Raw genomic sequence first — 17,623 nt, 5'->3', positions numbered from 1 at the left:
CCTGGATGTACAGGGATAAGTAGAATAAAGCGATTTCTGAAACATATACTTGTACTAGAAAACGCATACATATTTTGCTCCGTTAGCCCATCAATTTTTTATATTGGGAGGAAATAAAAATGCCAAAAACGATGTACAAGCTTGATTTAAGTAAACCAATGGAGGAACAGCTTCATCCTGGACATAATAGATGGCATCCTGATATACCAGCTGCTTTCTCTGTTGATCCCGGAACTGCATTTCGAATGGAATGCCAAGATTGGACAGACGGACAAATCAAAAATAATGATAGTCCCAATGATATTAGGGATGTGAATTTAGCCCGCGTACATGTATTAAGTGGCCCTGTTTATGTAAACGGTGTTGAACCAGGAGATCTTTTAGTTGTTGACATATTGGATATTGGAACGTTTCAAGAATATGAATGGGGCTTTAACGGCATTTTTGCAAAAGAGAATGGGGGGAGCTTTTTAACAGATCATTATCCCGAAGCTGCAAAATCGATTTGGGATATTGAAGGGATTTACACAACATCAAGACATGTGCCAGGTGTGAAATTTGCTGGAGTGATGCATCCTGGATTAATTGGTGTGGCACCTTCACTTGAGCTTTTACAAAAATGGAATGAACGAGAAAATGAATTGAAGATGACAGATCCAGACCGAGTACCTGCCCTTGCAAATACTCCTAACCCGGAAGCAGCTGTACTTGGCACTCTTAAAGGGGCCGATTTTGACCGAGTTGCAAAAGAGGGAGCCAGGACCGTTCCTCCAAGGGAAAATGGAGGAAACTGCGATATTAAAAATCTATCAAAAGGTTCAAGAATTTATTTCCCTGTTTTCGTAAAAGGGGCAAAATTGTCTGTAGGTGATCTTCATTTTTCACAAGGTGACGGGGAAATTACTTTTTGTGGCGGAATCGAAATGGCTGGCTGGATTGACCTTAAAGTGGATGTTATTAAAGGTGGGATGGATAAATATAAAATAACGGATAATCCGGTGTTCAAACCAGGTCCAGTTGACCCTCTTTATTCGGAGTTCCTCGTTTTTGAAGGGATATCAGTAGATGAGAAGGATGGTAAGCAGCATTACCTAGATGCGAATATTGCTTATAAAAGAGCATGTTTAAATGCAATTGAATATTTAAAAACATTGGGATATACAGGGGAGCAGGCATATATGCTATTAAGTACTGCTCCAGTTGAAGGGCGAATAAACGGGATAGTTGATATTCCGAATGCATGTTGTACAGTAGCAATACCGACACAAATATTTGAAAAGGATATTTTGCCGAAATAAGCTGTTGGGAGGAGAATTCTTGTGCCCAGTTATACATTTTGCTGCCAAAATTGTGGCGATTTTACATTGTTTTTTACATCAATGACAGGAAAAAAAGATCGTGCAGCATGTCCAGACTGTTTGGAAGAATCTTCACGCGTGTTTTTCCCGCCTAATCTTTTTTCTTATTCGAATGAACTCCGAACGAGAATGGAAAGAGGAATGGAGCCACGTAAAATGAAACGGGAAGAATTAGGACCAAAGCAGAAGAAAAGAAACAAATCAGTTAGTCGTCCGTGGCAAGTTGGCAATTGAAATAATTGAAAACGGCTGTTTATATAGCCGTTTTTTTATGTATTCTTTAAGAAGTTTGTACAAAGTAATTTCCTTTATATAAGTGGTTTATTCATGCAGTGTTTCCTAAAGATAGGTAAGGAATCCAACTTCTTCCTATTGCAATCCAAATCTGTTTGGAAGCTTCGTTTTATACATATTTCGTTAATAGTTGGGAATTTTATTTGTATCTATATAGTTAGGAGTTTTTTTTATGGACAATAAAGTATTCATGTTTATCAATCAATTTTCTGGAAGAGGTTCAGCAATGGATTGGCTGATGATCTTGATATCAAATAGGATTCGTTATGTATTTATATTCGTTTTGGTCTTCATGTGGTTTAGAAACGATTCCTACAAAAAAGTGTCTTTTAATGCGGTAATGTCTATAGGGATTACACTGTTTATTCATACGTTCATTAAATTGTTTTATTTTAAACCACGTCCTTTTGTGACAAATCGTGTCGGCATACTTATTCCTTCAAAAAAAGATTCTACATTTCCAAGTAAACATACGTTGCTTGTTTTCGCTATTTCCTCTTCTATCTTTCTTTATGACCGTTTTCTTGGTTCAATCATGTGGGTATTATCATTATTGACGGGCATCTCTCGTATTTGGGTAGGGCATCATTATCCATCAGATATAATCGGCAGTGCTTTTATCGCCACCCTAACCAGTATCATCACTGATAAAATCTCTTTTTTAAAAAAATCAATAGCCGTCAATAGCAACTGGCAATAAACCCCACTGGATAAATCGAAAAAATCCAGTAGGGTTCCCGGAGAAACCGTTCCATTGAAAGAATCTCGGCCTAATCACCTTCAGTATTTCGGAATACCAGACCAGCTTTATAATCGAGTACACAATTGGTATTTTTATTATTTCAAATTCAAAAAACTATTCTTCAAAGGTTGACTTTTTTCATCTACATCATTGGATTTCATTCAAGCAACCTTGTCTAAAATGATGACAGCGGTTGCTAAGGCAGTAATTAAGATCTTAATTTAATTTCCGAAATAACGATAATTATTGAAATAATTAAGCAAGTTAAGGCGGGGATAGTCATTAATATTGATTGGTGAGCCCTATAAAGATGTGCGTGTATCGCCCCGGCCATGAGAATAACAAATAGTATACTTGAACCAATTGCCAAATATCGATTCCATATCCCAGCTACTAGACCTAACCCTCCTAAGATTTCAAGTAGTCCAGTAATGGTTAAAAACCATAAAGGGTATTGATAATTCAACCAATGCTCAACTTGAAAAGGTATACGGAAAACCTTAATAATCCCTCCTATTAACATAAAAACTGCCAAGACTACTTTTAATATAATTGTTATCAATTGTTCTCCCTCAATTCTGATTAATCATTTTCGTTTAACATCCCCTGTAAAAAGAGATCCACTAACTGAAGAGACAAGCTTTTTGTATCTTTAATTCCCGGGATGACATATATGAAGCTTAGGTGCAAAATTACAGCACTTATACATTTAGCGACAATCTCCATATCTATTTCTGGACGGAAATAACCAAACTGCTGTTCTGTGGTTAGATTATTCTTCAGTATAATGGTTAGATCTGCTATAAGATCATCAGCTTTTGGATTGAGACTAAACCCAATACGCGTTAAATTTGGATCTTTTTTTAAAAATAAAAACACGTTTTCTACTATTTCTGCTAAACGATTAGATAGATCCATATGTTCTAAATTGTCTTCTAAACGTTTCGATTCAATAAGCTTTTTTAAATTTGAATGAAACTCGCTTATTAATTCTTCAAATATGGCTTCTTTACTAGAAAAGTAAATATAGAACGATGGTTGTGTCAATCCCACTTTTTTAACGATTGTACTAATTTTCGTTTCATGGAATCCATTCCTTGCAAATTCAGCCGCTGCTGCTTCAAGCAATCGCATACGACTTTCCAGCCCTTTAAGACCTCTTTCATTCATAAATATGATTCACCTCAAATAAGATACTCACAAGTAATATTACTCGTGAGTATCTTTTCACAAATCCATTTACTTGTCAAGGAATTTAATTTTTATGAATTTTCAATGGCTTCAAGAATTAAAATCAAGGGAACGGATCAGGTGGGGGGTTATAGCTTATAAGAATTTTTGAGTGGAGGGACTAGACACCCAGAAAGATTGATGGGAAACAGTGTATCACTTTTTAAAGGGTCATAATGCTAAATAAAAGGACCGCACATATGATATAAATCAAATTTGTGCGGTCCTTTGCGGCTTTGAACGGATATTCTATCATTTTTTTAAAAGTATGAATGTTTCTATAAATAACAGGAAGTATGCCAATCACTATCCAGAGAAAATCCAAAATAATTCAATCTTTTTTTTAGGGGATCCTTTTTTTTACTTAATTAAAATTATTCATTTGCTTTCTCATCATTGTCTTCCTTTTTATCAACTTTATAGATATTGATACCAGGCTTTGCATCCTTATCTATCTTTACAGAGCAACCAGAGATGAGGAGCAGCGATAAAAGGATAGAACAAATGGGTATAAGTTTCTGTTTGAACATCCTATCCACCTTCTTTCTAATTGTATTAGTAAACTAGTTGTATAGTACACTAATACAAATGTCTTTGTCAATGACTTCCAATTGATTGTTTAATAATTTGTAAAATTCTTGTACTTCCCTAACTGATTTAGATCCGCATTTTCTTGATTTCTTCAATCAATTAGAACCATTGAATATTATCAGGCTGAGTGGAAGGGGATACCCTTCCATTCGGTGCTTTTTTGGTGGATTTTTATTGGTATTACAATTTTTTTGTAGCTATTAAAATATTATTTTAACTATCTCTTTTTTGTGGTATGATGAATTCATAAAATGGGATTACTATAGAAAATTGACATACATGTAAGGGAAGTGTCTGAATTGAAGGAATCTCACCAGCCGATTTTTGATTTAGCAATTCGTACAGCCGATATGCTTGTGAAAATGTTCGGCTCCCGTTGTGAGGTAGCTGTTCATGATTTTGCTGATCTAAAAAAATCACTCATTCATCTTGCAGGGAATGTGACAGGGAGAGAAATCGGATCTCCAATAACAGACCTTGTTCTAAATGAATTAGCAAAACAGAAAAAAGATATTGAAGATATTCCTAATTATAAAACGCAATCGAAGAAAGGGAATATCATGAAATCGGCTACTATTTTCCTGCGTGATCATAAAGGCAAAGTAATTGGGGCGTTATGTTTGAATTACGATATTAGCCTCCTTATGCAATTCGGCGGAGAAATTGAAGAATTTATCAACTTTGATGAGCAACAGGAAAAAACGGAAAGCTTTTTCACTTCTGTTCAGGATGTGACACATGAAATGGTTGAACAAGTACTCCATGGCTTTAAAAAAGCACCTTCATTAATGAGTTTAGATGAGAAGGTGGAATGTGTTCGTCAGCTTGAAGAGAAAGGGACCTTTCTTATAAAGGGAGCGACTGAATATGTCGCATCCGTACTAGGTGTGTCCAAGTTTACCGTATACAATTATTTGCAAAAAATTAGGACGATGAATGAGTTCCAGACAGAAGATCTGGCTGAGCATAAGTAATCATCATCCATTGAAAAATCAATAAAGGAGCTTATGAAATGAAATATAGATCAGCTTTTGATATCATTGGGCCTGTTATGATCGGTCCTTCTAGCTCACATACAGCAGGTGCAGCAAGGATTGGCCGTGTTGCCAGAACACTGTTTAATCGTTTGCCAAAGAAAGCAGTGGTTTCTTTATATGGTTCTTTTGCAAAAACGTATAAAGGACATGGAACAGATGTAGCAATTGTTGGTGGGTTATTGGACTTTGATACCTTTGATGACCGTATCCCAACCTCACTTCAGCTTGCAGAGGAAGCAGGAATGGAAGTGGTTTTCCAGGTGGAAGAAAAAGTGACAGATCATCCGAATACAGTTCGGATTAATTTATATGATGATAAAGGCGATTTAGAGCTTGTTGGAATATCGATAGGCGGAGGAACAATTGAAATAACAGAGCTTAATTCCTTTGAATTGAAATTGTCTGGTGAGCACCCTGCTATACTAGTTGTTCATAATGATCAATTTGGCGTGATTTCTGCTGTTACGCAAATATTAGCTAATCATGAAATTAATATTGGTCATATGGAAGTTTCCCGTAAAGAAAAAGGAAAAATGGCCTTAATGGTTATAGAAGTGGATCAAAAAATCGACCAAGAGATTATGAAAGAGATCGAAAACCTGCCAAATGTAACGCAGACAATTAGAATGGTTGACTAAAAAAGCGCAAGCGCCTTGATCATCTCTGTACAAACGCTGGAGCTAGACAATTGTCTAACTTCAAAGTTATACATTTTTATCTTTTAAAAAAGTACGTTGTTTTTTTAAAACCAGAATAAAAACAGCCAAGAATTAGGGGTGAAATCATGTTATTCAGAAACGTAGCTGAGCTAGTTGAACTTGCAGAAAGGAAACAAGTGAAAATAGCAGAAATTATGATTCAGCAGGAAATTGAAGTGACAGGTCTTTCTAGAGAAGAAATCATAGCAAAAATGGATCGCAATTTAACTGTGATGGAACAAGCAGTTGAAAGAGGATTAAACGGTGTTACCTCTGTTTCCGGTTTAACGGGAGGAGATGCAGTCCTTCTACAGAAATATATTCAAAGTGGAAAAGCTTTATCAGGGAATATCTTGTTGGATGCAGTAAGCAAAGCGGTTGCAACGAACGAAGTGAATGCAGCCATGGGTACAATCTGCGCAACACCAACTGCAGGTTCTGCTGGTGTTGTTCCTGGTACATTATTTGCAGTGAAAGAAGTATTAAACCCAACAAGAATGGAAATGATTGAATTTTTATTTACGTCAGCTGCCTTTGGTTTCGTAGTAGCAAATAATGCATCGATTTCAGGTGCTGCTGGTGGATGCCAAGCTGAAGTGGGATCGGCAAGTGGAATGGCTGCTGCTTCGATCGTTGAGCTTGCTGGCGGAACACCGCGCCAAGCAGCCGAAGCAATGGCGATTACATTGAAGAATATGCTTGGACTTGTATGTGATCCTGTTGCGGGATTAGTGGAAGTTCCTTGTGTAAAGAGAAACGCCATGGGGGCTTCTAATGCGATGACTGCTGCCGATATGGCTTTAGCTGGGATTACAAGCCGTATTCCATGTGATGAAGTCATACATGCGATGTTCCTAATTGGGCAATCGATGCCTTCAGCATTAAGGGAGACAGCAGAAGGTGGACTTGCTGCCACACCTACCGGTAGAAGGCTGGAAGCTGAAATTTTCGGGAAGAATAATTAGTAGTATGTTTAATGCCTAGATCCTGATTTTAAGGGGATTTAGGCTTTTTTAATAAAAAGCTAGGTTAATAAATGACAATGTTTTCTTAACAGTTAGTTCTCAGCAAAGGGAACCTATGATAAACTAGGATTATCAAAATTTTCCATTTCTAAAATGAATGGGGGGGATCTATTGAAAAAAATGATTGTCGTTTGTAGTAGTTTAATTGTATTACTGTTTGCTGGAAGTTTTTCTTACTTACAAATATCTCCCCCTTTAGTAGCTATTCCTTCAGCATACGAAACAGGGAAAAAGGTATTATTAATTGAAGTAGGAAATAAAAACCCTTTCGGAAAGATAAAAATTCAAGATGTATTGGTGAACAATTATGATCCGCCATCTAAGGTGAAAGTGCAGGTAAGCAACCATACTAAAGGGTTCATTATTTCTGATCATTTTAATAGTGATGAATCAAGAAAGTACACATTCAAAGATTTAAAAAGTGTGAAACTGGAACCAAACACAGATCCTAAAGAACAACTAAAAAAAATGAATGATGGTACTATTACAGATGATGATTTGATTTATGCAATCACAATCGGGCATCAAAATAGGATAGAGAACGTATTGGTTAAATATCAATATTTAGGCGTATCTTTTGAGAAAGTTGTCAAAACGAATGAAATATAGTTTCCCGCTCACTTGATTTAGTTATCCATATAGGGAGCTTCTCCAATTTTAAAGGTTCCCCATATATTTATATAAAAACCAACAGTATTAATTAACATGGAATAAAAAAATATGTGAGCGTGAGGTTAGTTTCTTCTAGGATGGAAATAGCTTGTGATAATGATTTGTTTTTTTTCATAAATTTCATTGAAGATTAAAAAAAGTGTAAATAAATATACACAGACTCCTTATAGGAACAATGATAATATAAAATTACCAAAAAAATAGGGAGCGATTTTTATGGAGGAGATACTAAAGCAAATTTTAGCTGGCATGAATGAAATGAAGCAAGAAATAGCTGATATCGGAAAAAACATTAAAACAGTTGAACATAGGCTGGACCGTTTGGAAAAAATGGACAGCATTGAACATAGAGTAGAAGTCAATCAAATTGACTTAACTGATATTAAAGAGATTTTGGAGAAAATGGATTCATTCCAAACGGATGTTCTTAAGGATTTTTTCCAAATCTTTAAAGGCAACTCATTTAATAAAATTCTTCATGAAGAATTAAATTTGATTAATCAGCGCTTAGATGCGCAATTAACGAAAATTGCAAAAAATGAAGAAGCGATCTTAATGATTGAAGGAAAGCATAATAAAGTAAGCTGAAAACCATATGATGAGGCGTTTTATAGAAGTTTATCTCAAAAATGAAAGAACAGAAGTAGAGAGAACACCTGCTGATTTTTAATCGAATCAGCAGGTCTTTTTTATGTTGAAAATAAATTATTTAATTTTCTGAAAACTAATTGACTTTTACCTGTTTACACGGTATCTTTGTGTTAAATATATATGACATATAAAAGATATAACGTCTGATAAACGTTATATAAAATAAATAGTTTTTAGGAGGTGAAGGCATTGTCGGATGTAGTATTTTCAAATCAATTAACGGAAAAGGAAAAATATGATCATTTTTTGCAGAGGATTGAAGCAGGGGAAAAAATTGAAGCAGACGATTGGATGCCAGATGAATATCGCTTCACGCTGATCAAACTAATCTCCATGCACGGTATTAGTGAAATTATGGGGGCGCTCCCTGAAAAAGAGTGGGTGCCAAAAGCGCCTTCATTAAAGAGAAAACTGGGGATTATGGCTAAAGTTCAGGATGAAATGGGGCATGGCCAGTTATTGCTTCGTGTAGCGGAGGACTTAATGAAGCCTTTAGGTAAAACACGTGAAGATATAATGGAAGATTTATTTAACGGCAGGCTGAAATTTCATAATGTGTTTCATATGGAGGCGCCAACATGGGGAGATGCGGGGTTAATTGGATGGCTTGTCGACGGGGCTGCAATTATTTCGCAAACGAATATGCTGAATGCTTCCTACGGTCCTTATGCTCGTGCTTTAAAAAGAATTTGTGCTGAAGAAGTTTTCCATGCACAGCATGGAGAGGCCATTATCATGGCCTTGGCAGAGGGCACAAGGGAACAGAGGTTCATGGTTCAAGAGGCAATCAATCGCTGGTGGGAAGCGCTTCTCATGTTTTTCGGACCGGCAGATTCATCGACAACAGGATCATCCAAGCAGGACATTACAATTAAATACCGGATCCGGACGAAAACAAATGAAGAGCTTAGGCAGGACTTTTTTTCAAAATATATTCCAAGGGTGCTATCGCTCGGGCTGACCTTGCCAGACGAAACAATGCATTTTGATCAGGAGCAAGCACTTTGGATATACAAACAGCCGGATTGGAATCGTTTTAAAGAGATTATAAAAAATAATGGACCGAAATCCAAGGATCGTTTGGACCTTCGCAAGACGGCTTATATTGAAAATCAGTGGGTACGTGAGGCTTTGAATATAGCAAAATAAAGGGAATATAGAAAGGAGTGAAGCGGTTGGGCAGTGAAGGGTTTTATCAGGAATATGAGGTCTTCAGCAAACGAACGGATACCTCTCCTCTTCAATATCAATTTTCTTTGCTGGCACCGAACAGTGAGATAGCTTTGATTTTAGCACAGGAAAATTTTATGAGGAGAGAGCCGGTAGCCGATATTTGGGTCGTAAAGCGTTCTGATATCCGCAAATTGAATTGGGAGGAAAAGCAATCATTGCAACGGCTTGATAACAAGGATTACCGCAATACAAAAGGGTACGGCTATTTAAAGAAAAAATGGCGGCAATATGAACAAGGGATGCTTGATGAGAAAGAAATTCTTTCATGGGGAGAGGAGAAGAAACGTGAAAATGGTTGATGGAAAGCCAATGGATATAACATATCAATCAGCATTACTTTCACTCCTGTACCAGCTGGCTGATGATGATTTCATCCTGGCTTATAGGGGCTCGGAATGGCTAGGTCTTGCCCCTCATATTGAAGAGGATGTTGCTTTCTCATCTATTAGCCAAGATACAATGGGTCATGCAGCCATGTTCTATCAGCTTCTTAGTGATCTTGGTGAAGGAGACGTGAATCATCTTGCACATGCACGTCCTGCTTCGGTACGGAAGAATGCTATTTTGCTAGAAATGGTGAATGGTCCCGGTCACTATTTGTCTAAACCGCGCTATGATTGGGCATTTGCTGTAGTCAGGAATTACTTTTATGTCCAAGCGAAAAAGGTTCGGATGGAATCCTTGAAAAACTCTTCCTATGTGCCGCTGGCAAATACAGCGCTAAAGGTGAATATGGAGCTTTATTATCATCTTTTGCATTGGAAAACATGGTTTGTGCAATTGATGCAGGCTGGGGAAGAGGCAAGAAAAAGGATGGAGGCTGCGATTATACGAGTACATGCTGATTTTGAAGGGGTGCTGTCACTAGGTCCTTGGAGTAAAGAATTAGCCACATTTAAAATAATTGAAACAGAGGATATTCTAAAGAGTAAGTGGATACTGTCTATGAAGCCTGTCTTCGATACTGTAAATCTTTCAATGCCAGACCAGTTTGGGATGAAGAGCGGAGACGGGCGAAAGGGAGAGCATTCAAAGGATTTGGCTGATGCCTTAATAACCCTTAGTGAAGTATATCAGGTCGATCCCGCCGCAAGCTGGTAAGAAAAAAAGAGGAGGAAAAGTCTAGTAATAATTACAAAGGATTGATGCAGGATGCTTCAAGAAAATGTAAGTAATGTTATGGAAGCGCTTCAACAAGTGAAAGATCCAGAAATTGATTCAATATCAATCATCGATTTAGGAATGGTTGAAAAAGTGGAAGTGATAGGAAATTCTGTTTTAATTGAACTGCTGCCAACATTTATGGGCTGTCCCGCTCTAGATATTATCCATAAGAATGTCATCGATTCGGTAGCTAAATTAAATTGCTTTAAAGAAATTAATGTTCAATTTATTTATTATCCCCCTTGGACATCGGAACGGGTTTCAGATGAAGGAAGATTGAGATTAAAGGAATTTGGAATTGCCCCACCGCCAAAACGAATAACAGAAACTGGTGAATGGCACGTCGATTGCCCATACTGTAACTCTACTTATACGACCATAGAAAATATATTTGGTCCGACTGCCTGCCGCAGTATTCTATATTGTAAATCATGTAAAAATCCATTTGAAGCGATGAAGCCTGTCTCAACGCTGATGTAGAACTGTATATTGCAAAATTAGGACATTCGCAAAAATAAAGATTAATTGCAAGAAAGTAAAGGACATATGCAAAAAAATAAGAAGAAACTGCAATAGTGAATGATTATTTACTAAAAATCTTAATAATTCGAAAGGAAGTTGTCCAAATGGTAAAACTAATCGCGCTTTACAAGCATCCTGAAAATAAAGAGGCTTTTGACAAGCATTATTTTGAAACCCATGGTCCGTTAACAGCAAAGATTCCGGGTCTAAGAAAAATGAAGGTTACTAGAATTGTAGGCAGTCCAATGGGAGGCGAAGGCAAATATTATTTAATGTGTGAAATGTTTTACGACAGTCATGAAGCATTGCAAGCAGCGATGAGAACCGATGAAGGGAAAGCGTCTGGAAAAGATGCAATGAAATTTGCAGGAGATCTCATCACGCTAATGATTGGTGAAGAAGTGAATGAATAATAGTTATGAGTGTATTGAAGTTTCCATAGATGGAAAGCTCGGCTGCATTACTTTAAATCGTACTAAGGTGCTAAATGCTATTAACCGTCAGATGGTATCTGAAATTCTTTCTGCCATGGAAGGCTTCGAGGAAAATGAACATATACGTGTGATCGTGTTAAGCGGCAACGGAAGGGCATTTGCTGCAGGTGCAGATATTGATGAAATGGCAACTGATGAAGCAATTGATTTCGAGGTCCGCAATCAATTCAAGGATTGGGATCGCCTTGCGATGATAAAGAAGCCAATTATTGGGGCAGTACAAGGGTATGCACTTGGCGGTGGCTTTGAGCTTGCCCTTTGCTGTGATCTGCTTTTTGCAGCTGATGATGCGGAGTTTGGTTTCCCTGAAGTGAATCTTGGCGTCATGCCAGGTGCGGGAGGTACGCAGCGGTTAACAAAGCTTGTTGGAAAAACAAAAGCAATGGAATGGCTTTTTACCGGCAGAAGAATTAGTGCACGCGAAGCCCTCCATTTTGGCATTATTAATCGTCTTGTCTCAAAAGAAGTTCTCATGGAAGAAACGTTGAAGTTTGCAGCAGAAATTGCCAATCAAGCGCCATTATCCATTCGGCTTATTAAGGAATCTGTTCTTAAAGCAGTGGATGTTTCCTTAGATGTAGGAATGCATTTTGAACGCAAAAATTTCTATCTATTATTCTCAACGGAGGATCAAAAAGAAGGAATGAGAGCTTTCCAAGAGAAAAGAAAGCCTAATTTTAAAGGAAAATAGAGGGGGTGTACATACAAACAATGTTTGAAACGGTTAAATACGAAGTCATTAATCAAGTTGCCTGGATTAGGTTAAACAGACCTGAGAAATTGAATGCTTTCACAGAGCAATTGAATAATGACATTCAACATGCAGTGAAACAGGTAAGCAGAGATTCAGCAATTCGCTGTCTAGTAATTACTGGAGAGGGGCGGGCATTTTGTTCGGGTGAGGATCTCGGCGGAGTAAAGGATGACATGGATCACGGGGAAGTCTTAAGAAGCCGATACAATCCGATGGTAATGGAACTTCACAAATGTGAGAAGCCAATTGTAGCTGCAGTAAATGGCGCTGCGGCTGGTGCAGGGGTGAGTTTAGCCTTAGCTTGTGATTTCCGACTTTTATCAGAAAAAGCCAATTTTATCGAAGCATTTATACATGTCGGTCTCGTACCTGATGCTGGGAATTTATACTATTTGCCTAAGTTAATTGGTCACGCGAAAGCTTTAGAATTAGCTGTTTTAGGTGAAAAAATCTCCGCACAAACGGCTGTGGATTTGGGGCTAGCGACAAAGGTTATTCCGCTTGAGCGATGGACTGCTGAGGTCACAGCATTTGCAGAAAGGCTGGCAGCTATGCCGACAAAAGCCATTGGATTGATTAAGGGAAATTTGAAGGCTAGCTGGGATCATTCTCTTGAAGAAAGTCTGGAAAAGGATGCGCAGGCACAGCGAATCGCTGGACTCACGGTGGATCATAGAGAAGGTGTGCAAGCTTTTATCGAAAAAAGAAAGCCTGTATTTATTGGTAAATAATTTGCATGGAACGAGCACAATGGGATTTAGTGCTCGTCTCTTTAATTAATACAAAATGTTTAACTTTTGAGTTAGAGAATTGTCTAGCGCAAGCGGACTACCCCCTAGAGGTCACAAGCCAATCCTCTCAAAAAGGGAAAGCAGCCCTTTCCGTGAGTCATGACTTGTGCTTGTCGGGGGTGATCAAGGTGCTTTCGCAATTCTAATGTTAGGGGGGATCTCATTGAAAAATGTAGTTGTGATCGGTTCAGGTGTCATGGGAAGAGGGATTGCCTATGTAAGTGCTGTAGGCGGGTTTTTAACGACATTAATTGATATTAATGAACAGCAGCTAAAGCATGCAGAAAAAGAGATCAATGCCATTTTTGAAAAAGGCGTGTTCCGAAAGAAGCTTACACATGAAACAATAGAGGAATCGAAAAGGAGGCTAAATTACTCGATTAGCTTATCGCAAAATGTAATGGGAGCGGACTTAGTGATTGAAGCAGTTCCAGAAGTAATGGAAATTAAAAAAAATATTTTTGAGGTCATCGATCAGCATGCTGAAGCCCATTGTATTTTAGCAACAAACACCTCAACGATGAGTCCAACCGAAATAGGCTCTTTTACTAAAAGGCCAGATAAGGTCATTGCGATGCATTTTTTTAACCCTGTGCATAAAATGCCTCTTGTTGAGATTGTTAAAGGGTTGGAGACGAGTGAGGAAACTGTGTCCATCATAAAGCAAGCTGCAACACAAATGGGCAAAGAGACAGTCGTAATGAAAGAATTTCCTGGATTTGTCACAAGTCGTATTAGTGCGCTCGTAGGGAATGAGGCCTTCTATATGCTCCAGGAAGGCGTGGGCACACCAGAGGAGATTGATAAAGCAATTAAGCTTGGGTTGAATTATCCAATGGGACCATTTGAGCTTGGAGACCTCGTTGGTCTTGATACAAGATTGAATAATTTAAACTATCTCCATGCAAAATTAGGGGAGAAATATCGTCCGGCACCACTTCTTGAGCAATATGTTAAAGCTGGCAGGCTTGGTAGGAAAACTGGCAGAGGTGTATATGATTATCGGAGCAAGGAGGATTGAAGATGGCAGAAGAGGTTGTCATTGTTGATGCTGTAAGGACACCATTTGGACGGTATAATGGTTTGTTAAAAAGTGTGCGTCCAGATGATTTAGGTGCGATTGTTATTAAAGCCTTGTTAGAAAGGAATCCAGAAATCAAGCCCGCTGAGATTGAAGAAGTAATTCTTGGAAATGCCAATCAAGCAGGTGAGGATAACCGCAATGTTGCCCGCATGTCAGCACTTCTTGCCGGTCTACCGGTAGAAGTTGGCGGTTCGACCGTCAATCGGCTTTGCGGCTCAGGTTTAGATGCGGTTAATTACGCCGCTAGGGCAATCCTTGCTGGAGAAGGAGAGATGTTTATTGCTGGCGGTACAGAGAGTATGACACGTGCACCGCTTGTGATGGCTAAGCCAGAAATGCCGTATCCGAGAGGAAGTATGGAGTTATATGACACGACGATCGGCTGGCGTTTTACAAATGAAAGCTTGCGTGTAATCTATGGGGCAGAAAGTATGCCAGAGACTGCTGAAAATGTGGCAAAAGTGTATGGGATTTCTCGAGAGGAACAGGATAGCTTTGCTTTAGAAAGCCAATTGAAAGCAAGCGTGACTATTCAAAATGGCTTTTTAAAAGAAGAAATTGTTCCTGTAACATATACGGATCATAAGGGAAATGAATTCGCAGCTGAGAAGGATGAACATCCTCGGCCGGAAACAACTTTTGAAAAGCTGTCACAGCTTAAGCCAATTTTTCCGAATGGTACCATAACTGCTGGGAATTCTTCTGGAGTGAATGACGGAGCATCCGCTTTATTACTGATGACTTCAAAAAAAGCCGAACAGCTTGGTTTAAAGCCATTAGCGAAATATATTGTTTCTGCAACAGCCGGTGTTCATCCGTCTGTCATGGGGATAGGTCCAGTTTATTCAACAAGAAAGGCACTGGAGCGTGCCGGGCTAACCATAAATGATATCGATTTAATTGAATTGAATGAAGCTTTTGCGGCTCAATCGATTGCATGTATGAAGCTTCTTCAAATGAAACCAGATAAAGTAAATGTGAATGGCGGGGCCATTGCATTTGGTCATCCGTTAGGAGCAAGCGGTGCGAGAATTTTGACAACCTTATTATACGAAATGAAACGAAGAAATGTGAAATATGGACTTGCCACAATGTGTGTAGGTGTTGGACAAGGAATATCAACAATTGTGGAAAGTGTATAACCTGGCTTACCTGAAAAGGGACATATCTCTTTAAATATTGTTATTTCGGAAAAATATTTTTGGAAAATATAGAATTCTTTTAGTAGAATAGAGATATAACGTATTTTTTCCGAACAAGTTTGGAAATGAAATGAGGATGTGTGCAGGTTGAATACAAGGTCAATGATTTTTACATTATATGGAGATTATATTTCTCATTATGGGAGCAAAATTTGGATAGGCAGCTTAATTAGGTTATTAAGCGAATTTGGCCATAATGATCAATCAGTCAGAGCGGCTATTTCGAGAATGAATAAGCAGGGATGGGTTCAGTCTGAGAAAATTGGCAATAAAAGTTATTATTCTTTGACTGATCGCGGCCAAAGAAGAATTGATGAGGCGGGGAAACGGATTTTTAAATTAATGCCTGAAAAATGGGATGGAAAGTGGAGAATATTTATGTATAACATTCCCGAGGAAATTAGGAATGTCAGGGATGAACTAAGAAAGGAGCTTGTTTGGAGCGGGTTTGGTACACTCTCAAACAGCTGCTGGATTTCTGCGAATGACTTAGAAAAACAAGTTTTTGATCTGATTGAGAAATATGAAATTGATGACTATGTAGACTTTTTTATTTCTAAATATGCCGGACCGCATGATAACAAACGTTTGGTAGAAAAAAGCTGGAATTTGGAAGAAATTAATGCGAAATATCAAGAATTCATTTCTGAATACAGCCAAAAATACATCATTGATAAAAATAAAATCCAAAAAGGCAATAAAACGGATGCAGAATGCTTTGTTGAACGAACAAAGCTTGTTCATGAATACCGGAAATTCCTCTTCGTTGATCCAGGTCTTCCAGAAGAGCTGCTTCCGGAGAAATGGTTAGGCAGCCATGCAGCGGCTTTATTCAGCGATTATTACAAAGAATTGGCTGAACCAGCCTCTCGTTTTTTCGAAAGTGTTTTTCAAGAAGGAAATGAACTGAAGAATAAAGATCAAGAATACAATGTCCTAACACACCCCTTCATCGTAGACTAAAGCGGTGCCCACAAGCGGTGCCTGGCACCGCTTGTGGACAAAATGGCATAGAGTGTGTGTCTGGAGAGGACAAATTTTAGGGGGGGCATTGGGGTGAATGCTTTAACAAACTTATTAAAAATTAGGTATCCCATCATTCAAGGCGGAATGGGGAATATTAGCAATGCAATTTTAACTGCAGCAGTATCGGAAGCTGGAGGTCTGGGGACAATTGGTTCTGGAACGATGACACCAGATGAAGTGGAAGAGATTGTTAAGGAAACATTGAGAAGGACTGACAAGCCGTTTGCACTTAATGTAGCTCTTACAGTTTCACCGTATGTTCGTGATATTCTTTCCCTCATAAAAAAATATAATATACCCATTGTCTCTCTTTCTGCTGGAAACCCCGCCCCATTTATTCCAAAGCTGCACGATCAAGGTGCAAAAGTAATAACGGTTTGTGCTTCTGTTAAACAAGCAAAGAAAGCGGAAGCTGCTGGCTCCGATGTGATCGTTGCTGAAGGATATGAGGCTGCTGGTATCAATTCTGCACTTGAAACGACGACACTTGTATTAATTCCGCAGATTATTAACGCGGTTAACATTCCCGTCGTTGCAGCGGGCGGAATTGGAGATGGAAAAGGGCTTGCCTCAATGCTCGCACTAGGTGCAAGCGGAGTCCAGATGGGAACGAGATTCATTGCTACGAAGGAAGCTCCTTTTCACGAAAAATATAAACAAAGAATCATTGATGCTTCTGATCATGGTACGGTAATAGTAGGGAGGACTGTCGGGAAAATCCGGCGTGTTTTAGCCACTGATTATGCCAGAAAACTATTGAAATATGAGGAAAAAGGTATTTCTTTAGATGATTTTAATAGATTAACCTCTGAAGAATTCCACCGAACGGGTGCACTGGAAGGGAAGGAAGAAGAAGGTTTTATGAACGGTGGGCAAATTGCCGGATTAATTATAGATATTCCTACTGTCCAGGAGCTGATTGACAAAATAATCATTGATGCTAAGGGGCAGCTTGAAAAGGCCTATTTACTATTTAAATAAATATCAATTGAAAGCATACAGATTAGTTTTCTGTATGCTTTTCTTCTTGCTATCATATATTAACCTATAGTAAT

Annotated in this window: 22 protein-coding genes; 19 read left to right on the top strand and 3 right to left on the bottom strand. The window is 38.4% G+C overall.

Annotated features, from left to right (window positions below):
* The first annotated feature begins 119 nt into the window (after window positions 1–119).
* From fmdA to RUH74_RS17805, 3 genes are all read left to right on the top strand, one after another.
* Window positions 120–1,298, top strand: coding sequence for a formamidase (gene fmdA, locus RUH74_RS17815; protein WP_313802407.1), 1,179 nt, complete (start codon window positions 120–122; stop codon window positions 1,296–1,298).
* A 21-nt stretch (window positions 1,299–1,319) separates the two neighbouring features.
* On the top strand, window positions 1,320–1,592 hold the full coding sequence (locus tag RUH74_RS17810) for a zinc ribbon domain-containing protein (RefSeq protein WP_313802405.1): 273 nt from the start codon (window positions 1,320–1,322) through the stop codon (window positions 1,590–1,592).
* 232 nt (window positions 1,593–1,824) lie between these two features.
* Window positions 1,825–2,352, top strand: coding sequence for an undecaprenyl-diphosphatase (locus tag RUH74_RS17805; RefSeq protein WP_313802403.1), 528 nt, complete (start codon window positions 1,825–1,827; stop codon window positions 2,350–2,352).
* A gap of 250 nt (window positions 2,353–2,602) precedes the next feature.
* On the opposite strand, the gene RUH74_RS17800 is transcribed toward RUH74_RS17805, so the two are convergent.
* From RUH74_RS17800 to RUH74_RS17790, 3 genes are all read right to left on the bottom strand, one after another.
* Window positions 2,603–2,956: a DoxX family protein gene (locus RUH74_RS17800; RefSeq protein ID WP_313802401.1), complete on the bottom strand. Its 354-nt coding sequence runs from the start codon at window positions 2,954–2,956 to the stop codon at window positions 2,603–2,605.
* 20 nt (window positions 2,957–2,976) lie between these two features.
* Complete coding sequence (locus tag RUH74_RS17795; RefSeq protein ID WP_313802400.1) at window positions 2,977–3,564, bottom strand: TetR/AcrR family transcriptional regulator; 588 nt, start codon at window positions 3,562–3,564, stop codon at window positions 2,977–2,979.
* 434 nt (window positions 3,565–3,998) lie between these two features.
* Complete coding sequence (locus RUH74_RS17790; protein ID WP_313802398.1) at window positions 3,999–4,154, bottom strand: hypothetical protein; 156 nt, start codon at window positions 4,152–4,154, stop codon at window positions 3,999–4,001.
* A gap of 351 nt (window positions 4,155–4,505) precedes the next feature.
* Here RUH74_RS17790 and RUH74_RS17785 point away from each other — a divergent pair, with 351 nt between their 5' ends.
* From RUH74_RS17785 to RUH74_RS17710, 16 genes are all read left to right on the top strand, one after another.
* Window positions 4,506–5,189: a helix-turn-helix transcriptional regulator gene (locus RUH74_RS17785; RefSeq protein WP_313802396.1), complete on the top strand. Its 684-nt coding sequence runs from the start codon at window positions 4,506–4,508 to the stop codon at window positions 5,187–5,189.
* Between the two features lie 38 nt (window positions 5,190–5,227).
* On the top strand, window positions 5,228–5,890 hold the full coding sequence (gene sdaAB, locus RUH74_RS17780; RefSeq protein WP_313802394.1) for an L-serine ammonia-lyase, iron-sulfur-dependent subunit beta: 663 nt from the start codon (window positions 5,228–5,230) through the stop codon (window positions 5,888–5,890).
* A 146-nt stretch (window positions 5,891–6,036) separates the two neighbouring features.
* A complete protein-coding gene (gene sdaAA / locus RUH74_RS17775; RefSeq protein WP_313802392.1) occupies window positions 6,037–6,915 on the top strand; it encodes an L-serine ammonia-lyase, iron-sulfur-dependent, subunit alpha in 879 nt (292 codons plus the stop codon).
* A gap of 171 nt (window positions 6,916–7,086) precedes the next feature.
* On the top strand, window positions 7,087–7,584 hold the full coding sequence (locus RUH74_RS17770) for a hypothetical protein (protein ID WP_313802390.1): 498 nt from the start codon (window positions 7,087–7,089) through the stop codon (window positions 7,582–7,584).
* A gap of 279 nt (window positions 7,585–7,863) precedes the next feature.
* Window positions 7,864–8,235 (top strand): hypothetical protein, encoded by a 372-nt coding sequence (locus RUH74_RS17765; RefSeq protein ID WP_313802388.1) that lies wholly within the window; start codon window positions 7,864–7,866, stop codon window positions 8,233–8,235.
* 252 nt (window positions 8,236–8,487) lie between these two features.
* Entirely contained in the window at window positions 8,488–9,447 is a 960-nt protein-coding gene (gene paaA, locus RUH74_RS17760; protein WP_313802386.1) for a 1,2-phenylacetyl-CoA epoxidase subunit PaaA, read from the top strand.
* 26 nt (window positions 9,448–9,473) lie between these two features.
* The gene (gene paaB, locus RUH74_RS17755) at window positions 9,474–9,830 is read left to right on the top strand and encodes a 1,2-phenylacetyl-CoA epoxidase subunit PaaB (RefSeq protein WP_313802384.1); all 357 of its coding nucleotides are present in this window, start codon (window positions 9,474–9,476) and stop codon (window positions 9,828–9,830) included.
* Window positions 9,823–10,632 (top strand): 1,2-phenylacetyl-CoA epoxidase subunit PaaC, encoded by an 810-nt coding sequence (gene paaC, locus RUH74_RS17750; protein WP_313802455.1) that lies wholly within the window; start codon window positions 9,823–9,825, stop codon window positions 10,630–10,632. The genes paaB and paaC overlap by 8 nt, the downstream gene beginning before the upstream one ends.
* Before the next feature lie 51 nt (window positions 10,633–10,683).
* A complete protein-coding gene (paaD, locus tag RUH74_RS17745) occupies window positions 10,684–11,175 on the top strand; it encodes a 1,2-phenylacetyl-CoA epoxidase subunit PaaD (protein ID WP_313802382.1) in 492 nt (163 codons plus the stop codon).
* A gap of 146 nt (window positions 11,176–11,321) precedes the next feature.
* Window positions 11,322–11,630: an EthD family reductase gene (locus RUH74_RS17740; RefSeq protein ID WP_313802380.1), complete on the top strand. Its 309-nt coding sequence runs from the start codon at window positions 11,322–11,324 to the stop codon at window positions 11,628–11,630.
* Window positions 11,623–12,402, top strand: coding sequence for an enoyl-CoA hydratase-related protein (locus tag RUH74_RS17735; protein ID WP_313802378.1), 780 nt, complete (start codon window positions 11,623–11,625; stop codon window positions 12,400–12,402). The genes RUH74_RS17740 and RUH74_RS17735 overlap by 8 nt, the downstream gene beginning before the upstream one ends.
* Window positions 12,403–12,422: 20 nt before the next feature.
* Entirely contained in the window at window positions 12,423–13,196 is a 774-nt protein-coding gene (locus RUH74_RS17730; protein WP_313802376.1) for an enoyl-CoA hydratase-related protein, read from the top strand.
* Window positions 13,197–13,452: 256 nt separating this feature from the next.
* Entirely contained in the window at window positions 13,453–14,277 is an 825-nt protein-coding gene (locus RUH74_RS17725) for a 3-hydroxyacyl-CoA dehydrogenase (RefSeq protein WP_396230095.1), read from the top strand.
* Between the two features lie 2 nt (window positions 14,278–14,279).
* Window positions 14,280–15,482, top strand: coding sequence for an acetyl-CoA C-acyltransferase (locus RUH74_RS17720; RefSeq protein WP_313802374.1), 1,203 nt, complete (start codon window positions 14,280–14,282; stop codon window positions 15,480–15,482).
* A gap of 147 nt (window positions 15,483–15,629) precedes the next feature.
* The gene (paaX, locus tag RUH74_RS17715) at window positions 15,630–16,505 is read left to right on the top strand and encodes a phenylacetic acid degradation operon negative regulatory protein PaaX (protein WP_313802372.1); all 876 of its coding nucleotides are present in this window, start codon (window positions 15,630–15,632) and stop codon (window positions 16,503–16,505) included.
* A gap of 93 nt (window positions 16,506–16,598) precedes the next feature.
* A complete protein-coding gene (locus tag RUH74_RS17710) occupies window positions 16,599–17,549 on the top strand; it encodes an NAD(P)H-dependent flavin oxidoreductase (protein ID WP_313802370.1) in 951 nt (316 codons plus the stop codon).
* Window positions 17,550–17,623: the final 74 nt, after the last annotated feature.

The sequence above is a fragment of the Cytobacillus sp. genome, from assembly GCF_032154635.1.
Lineage (GTDB): Bacteria > Bacillota > Bacilli > Bacillales > Cytobacillaceae > Cytobacillus.
Note: the sequence above shows the minus strand (reverse complement) of the source record. Positions and strands in the feature narration are given on the sequence as shown.

Coding starts and splice junctions, on each gene's coding strand:
- fmdA (WP_313802407.1), top strand. CDS start 120: ATGCCAAAAACGATGTACAAGCTTGATTTAAGTAAACCAATGGAGGAA.
- RUH74_RS17805 (WP_313802403.1), top strand. CDS start 1,825: ATGGACAATAAAGTATTCATGTTTATCAATCAATTTTCTGGAAGAGGT.
- RUH74_RS17795 (WP_313802400.1), bottom strand. CDS start 3,564: ATGAATGAAAGAGGTCTTAAAGGGCTGGAAAGTCGTATGCGATTGCTT.
- RUH74_RS17790 (WP_313802398.1), bottom strand. CDS start 4,154: ATGTTCAAACAGAAACTTATACCCATTTGTTCTATCCTTTTATCGCTG.
- sdaAB (WP_313802394.1), top strand. CDS start 5,228: ATGAAATATAGATCAGCTTTTGATATCATTGGGCCTGTTATGATCGGT.
- sdaAA (WP_313802392.1), top strand. CDS start 6,037: ATGTTATTCAGAAACGTAGCTGAGCTAGTTGAACTTGCAGAAAGGAAA.
- RUH74_RS17765 (WP_313802388.1), top strand. CDS start 7,864: ATGGAGGAGATACTAAAGCAAATTTTAGCTGGCATGAATGAAATGAAG.
- paaC (WP_313802455.1), top strand. CDS start 9,823: ATGGTTGATGGAAAGCCAATGGATATAACATATCAATCAGCATTACTT.
- paaD (WP_313802382.1), top strand. CDS start 10,684: ATGCTTCAAGAAAATGTAAGTAATGTTATGGAAGCGCTTCAACAAGTG.
- RUH74_RS17740 (WP_313802380.1), top strand. CDS start 11,322: ATGGTAAAACTAATCGCGCTTTACAAGCATCCTGAAAATAAAGAGGCT.
- RUH74_RS17735 (WP_313802378.1), top strand. CDS start 11,623: ATGAATAATAGTTATGAGTGTATTGAAGTTTCCATAGATGGAAAGCTC.
- RUH74_RS17730 (WP_313802376.1), top strand. CDS start 12,423: ATGTTTGAAACGGTTAAATACGAAGTCATTAATCAAGTTGCCTGGATT.
- RUH74_RS17725 (WP_396230095.1), top strand. CDS start 13,453: ATGGGAAGAGGGATTGCCTATGTAAGTGCTGTAGGCGGGTTTTTAACG.
- RUH74_RS17720 (WP_313802374.1), top strand. CDS start 14,280: ATGGCAGAAGAGGTTGTCATTGTTGATGCTGTAAGGACACCATTTGGA.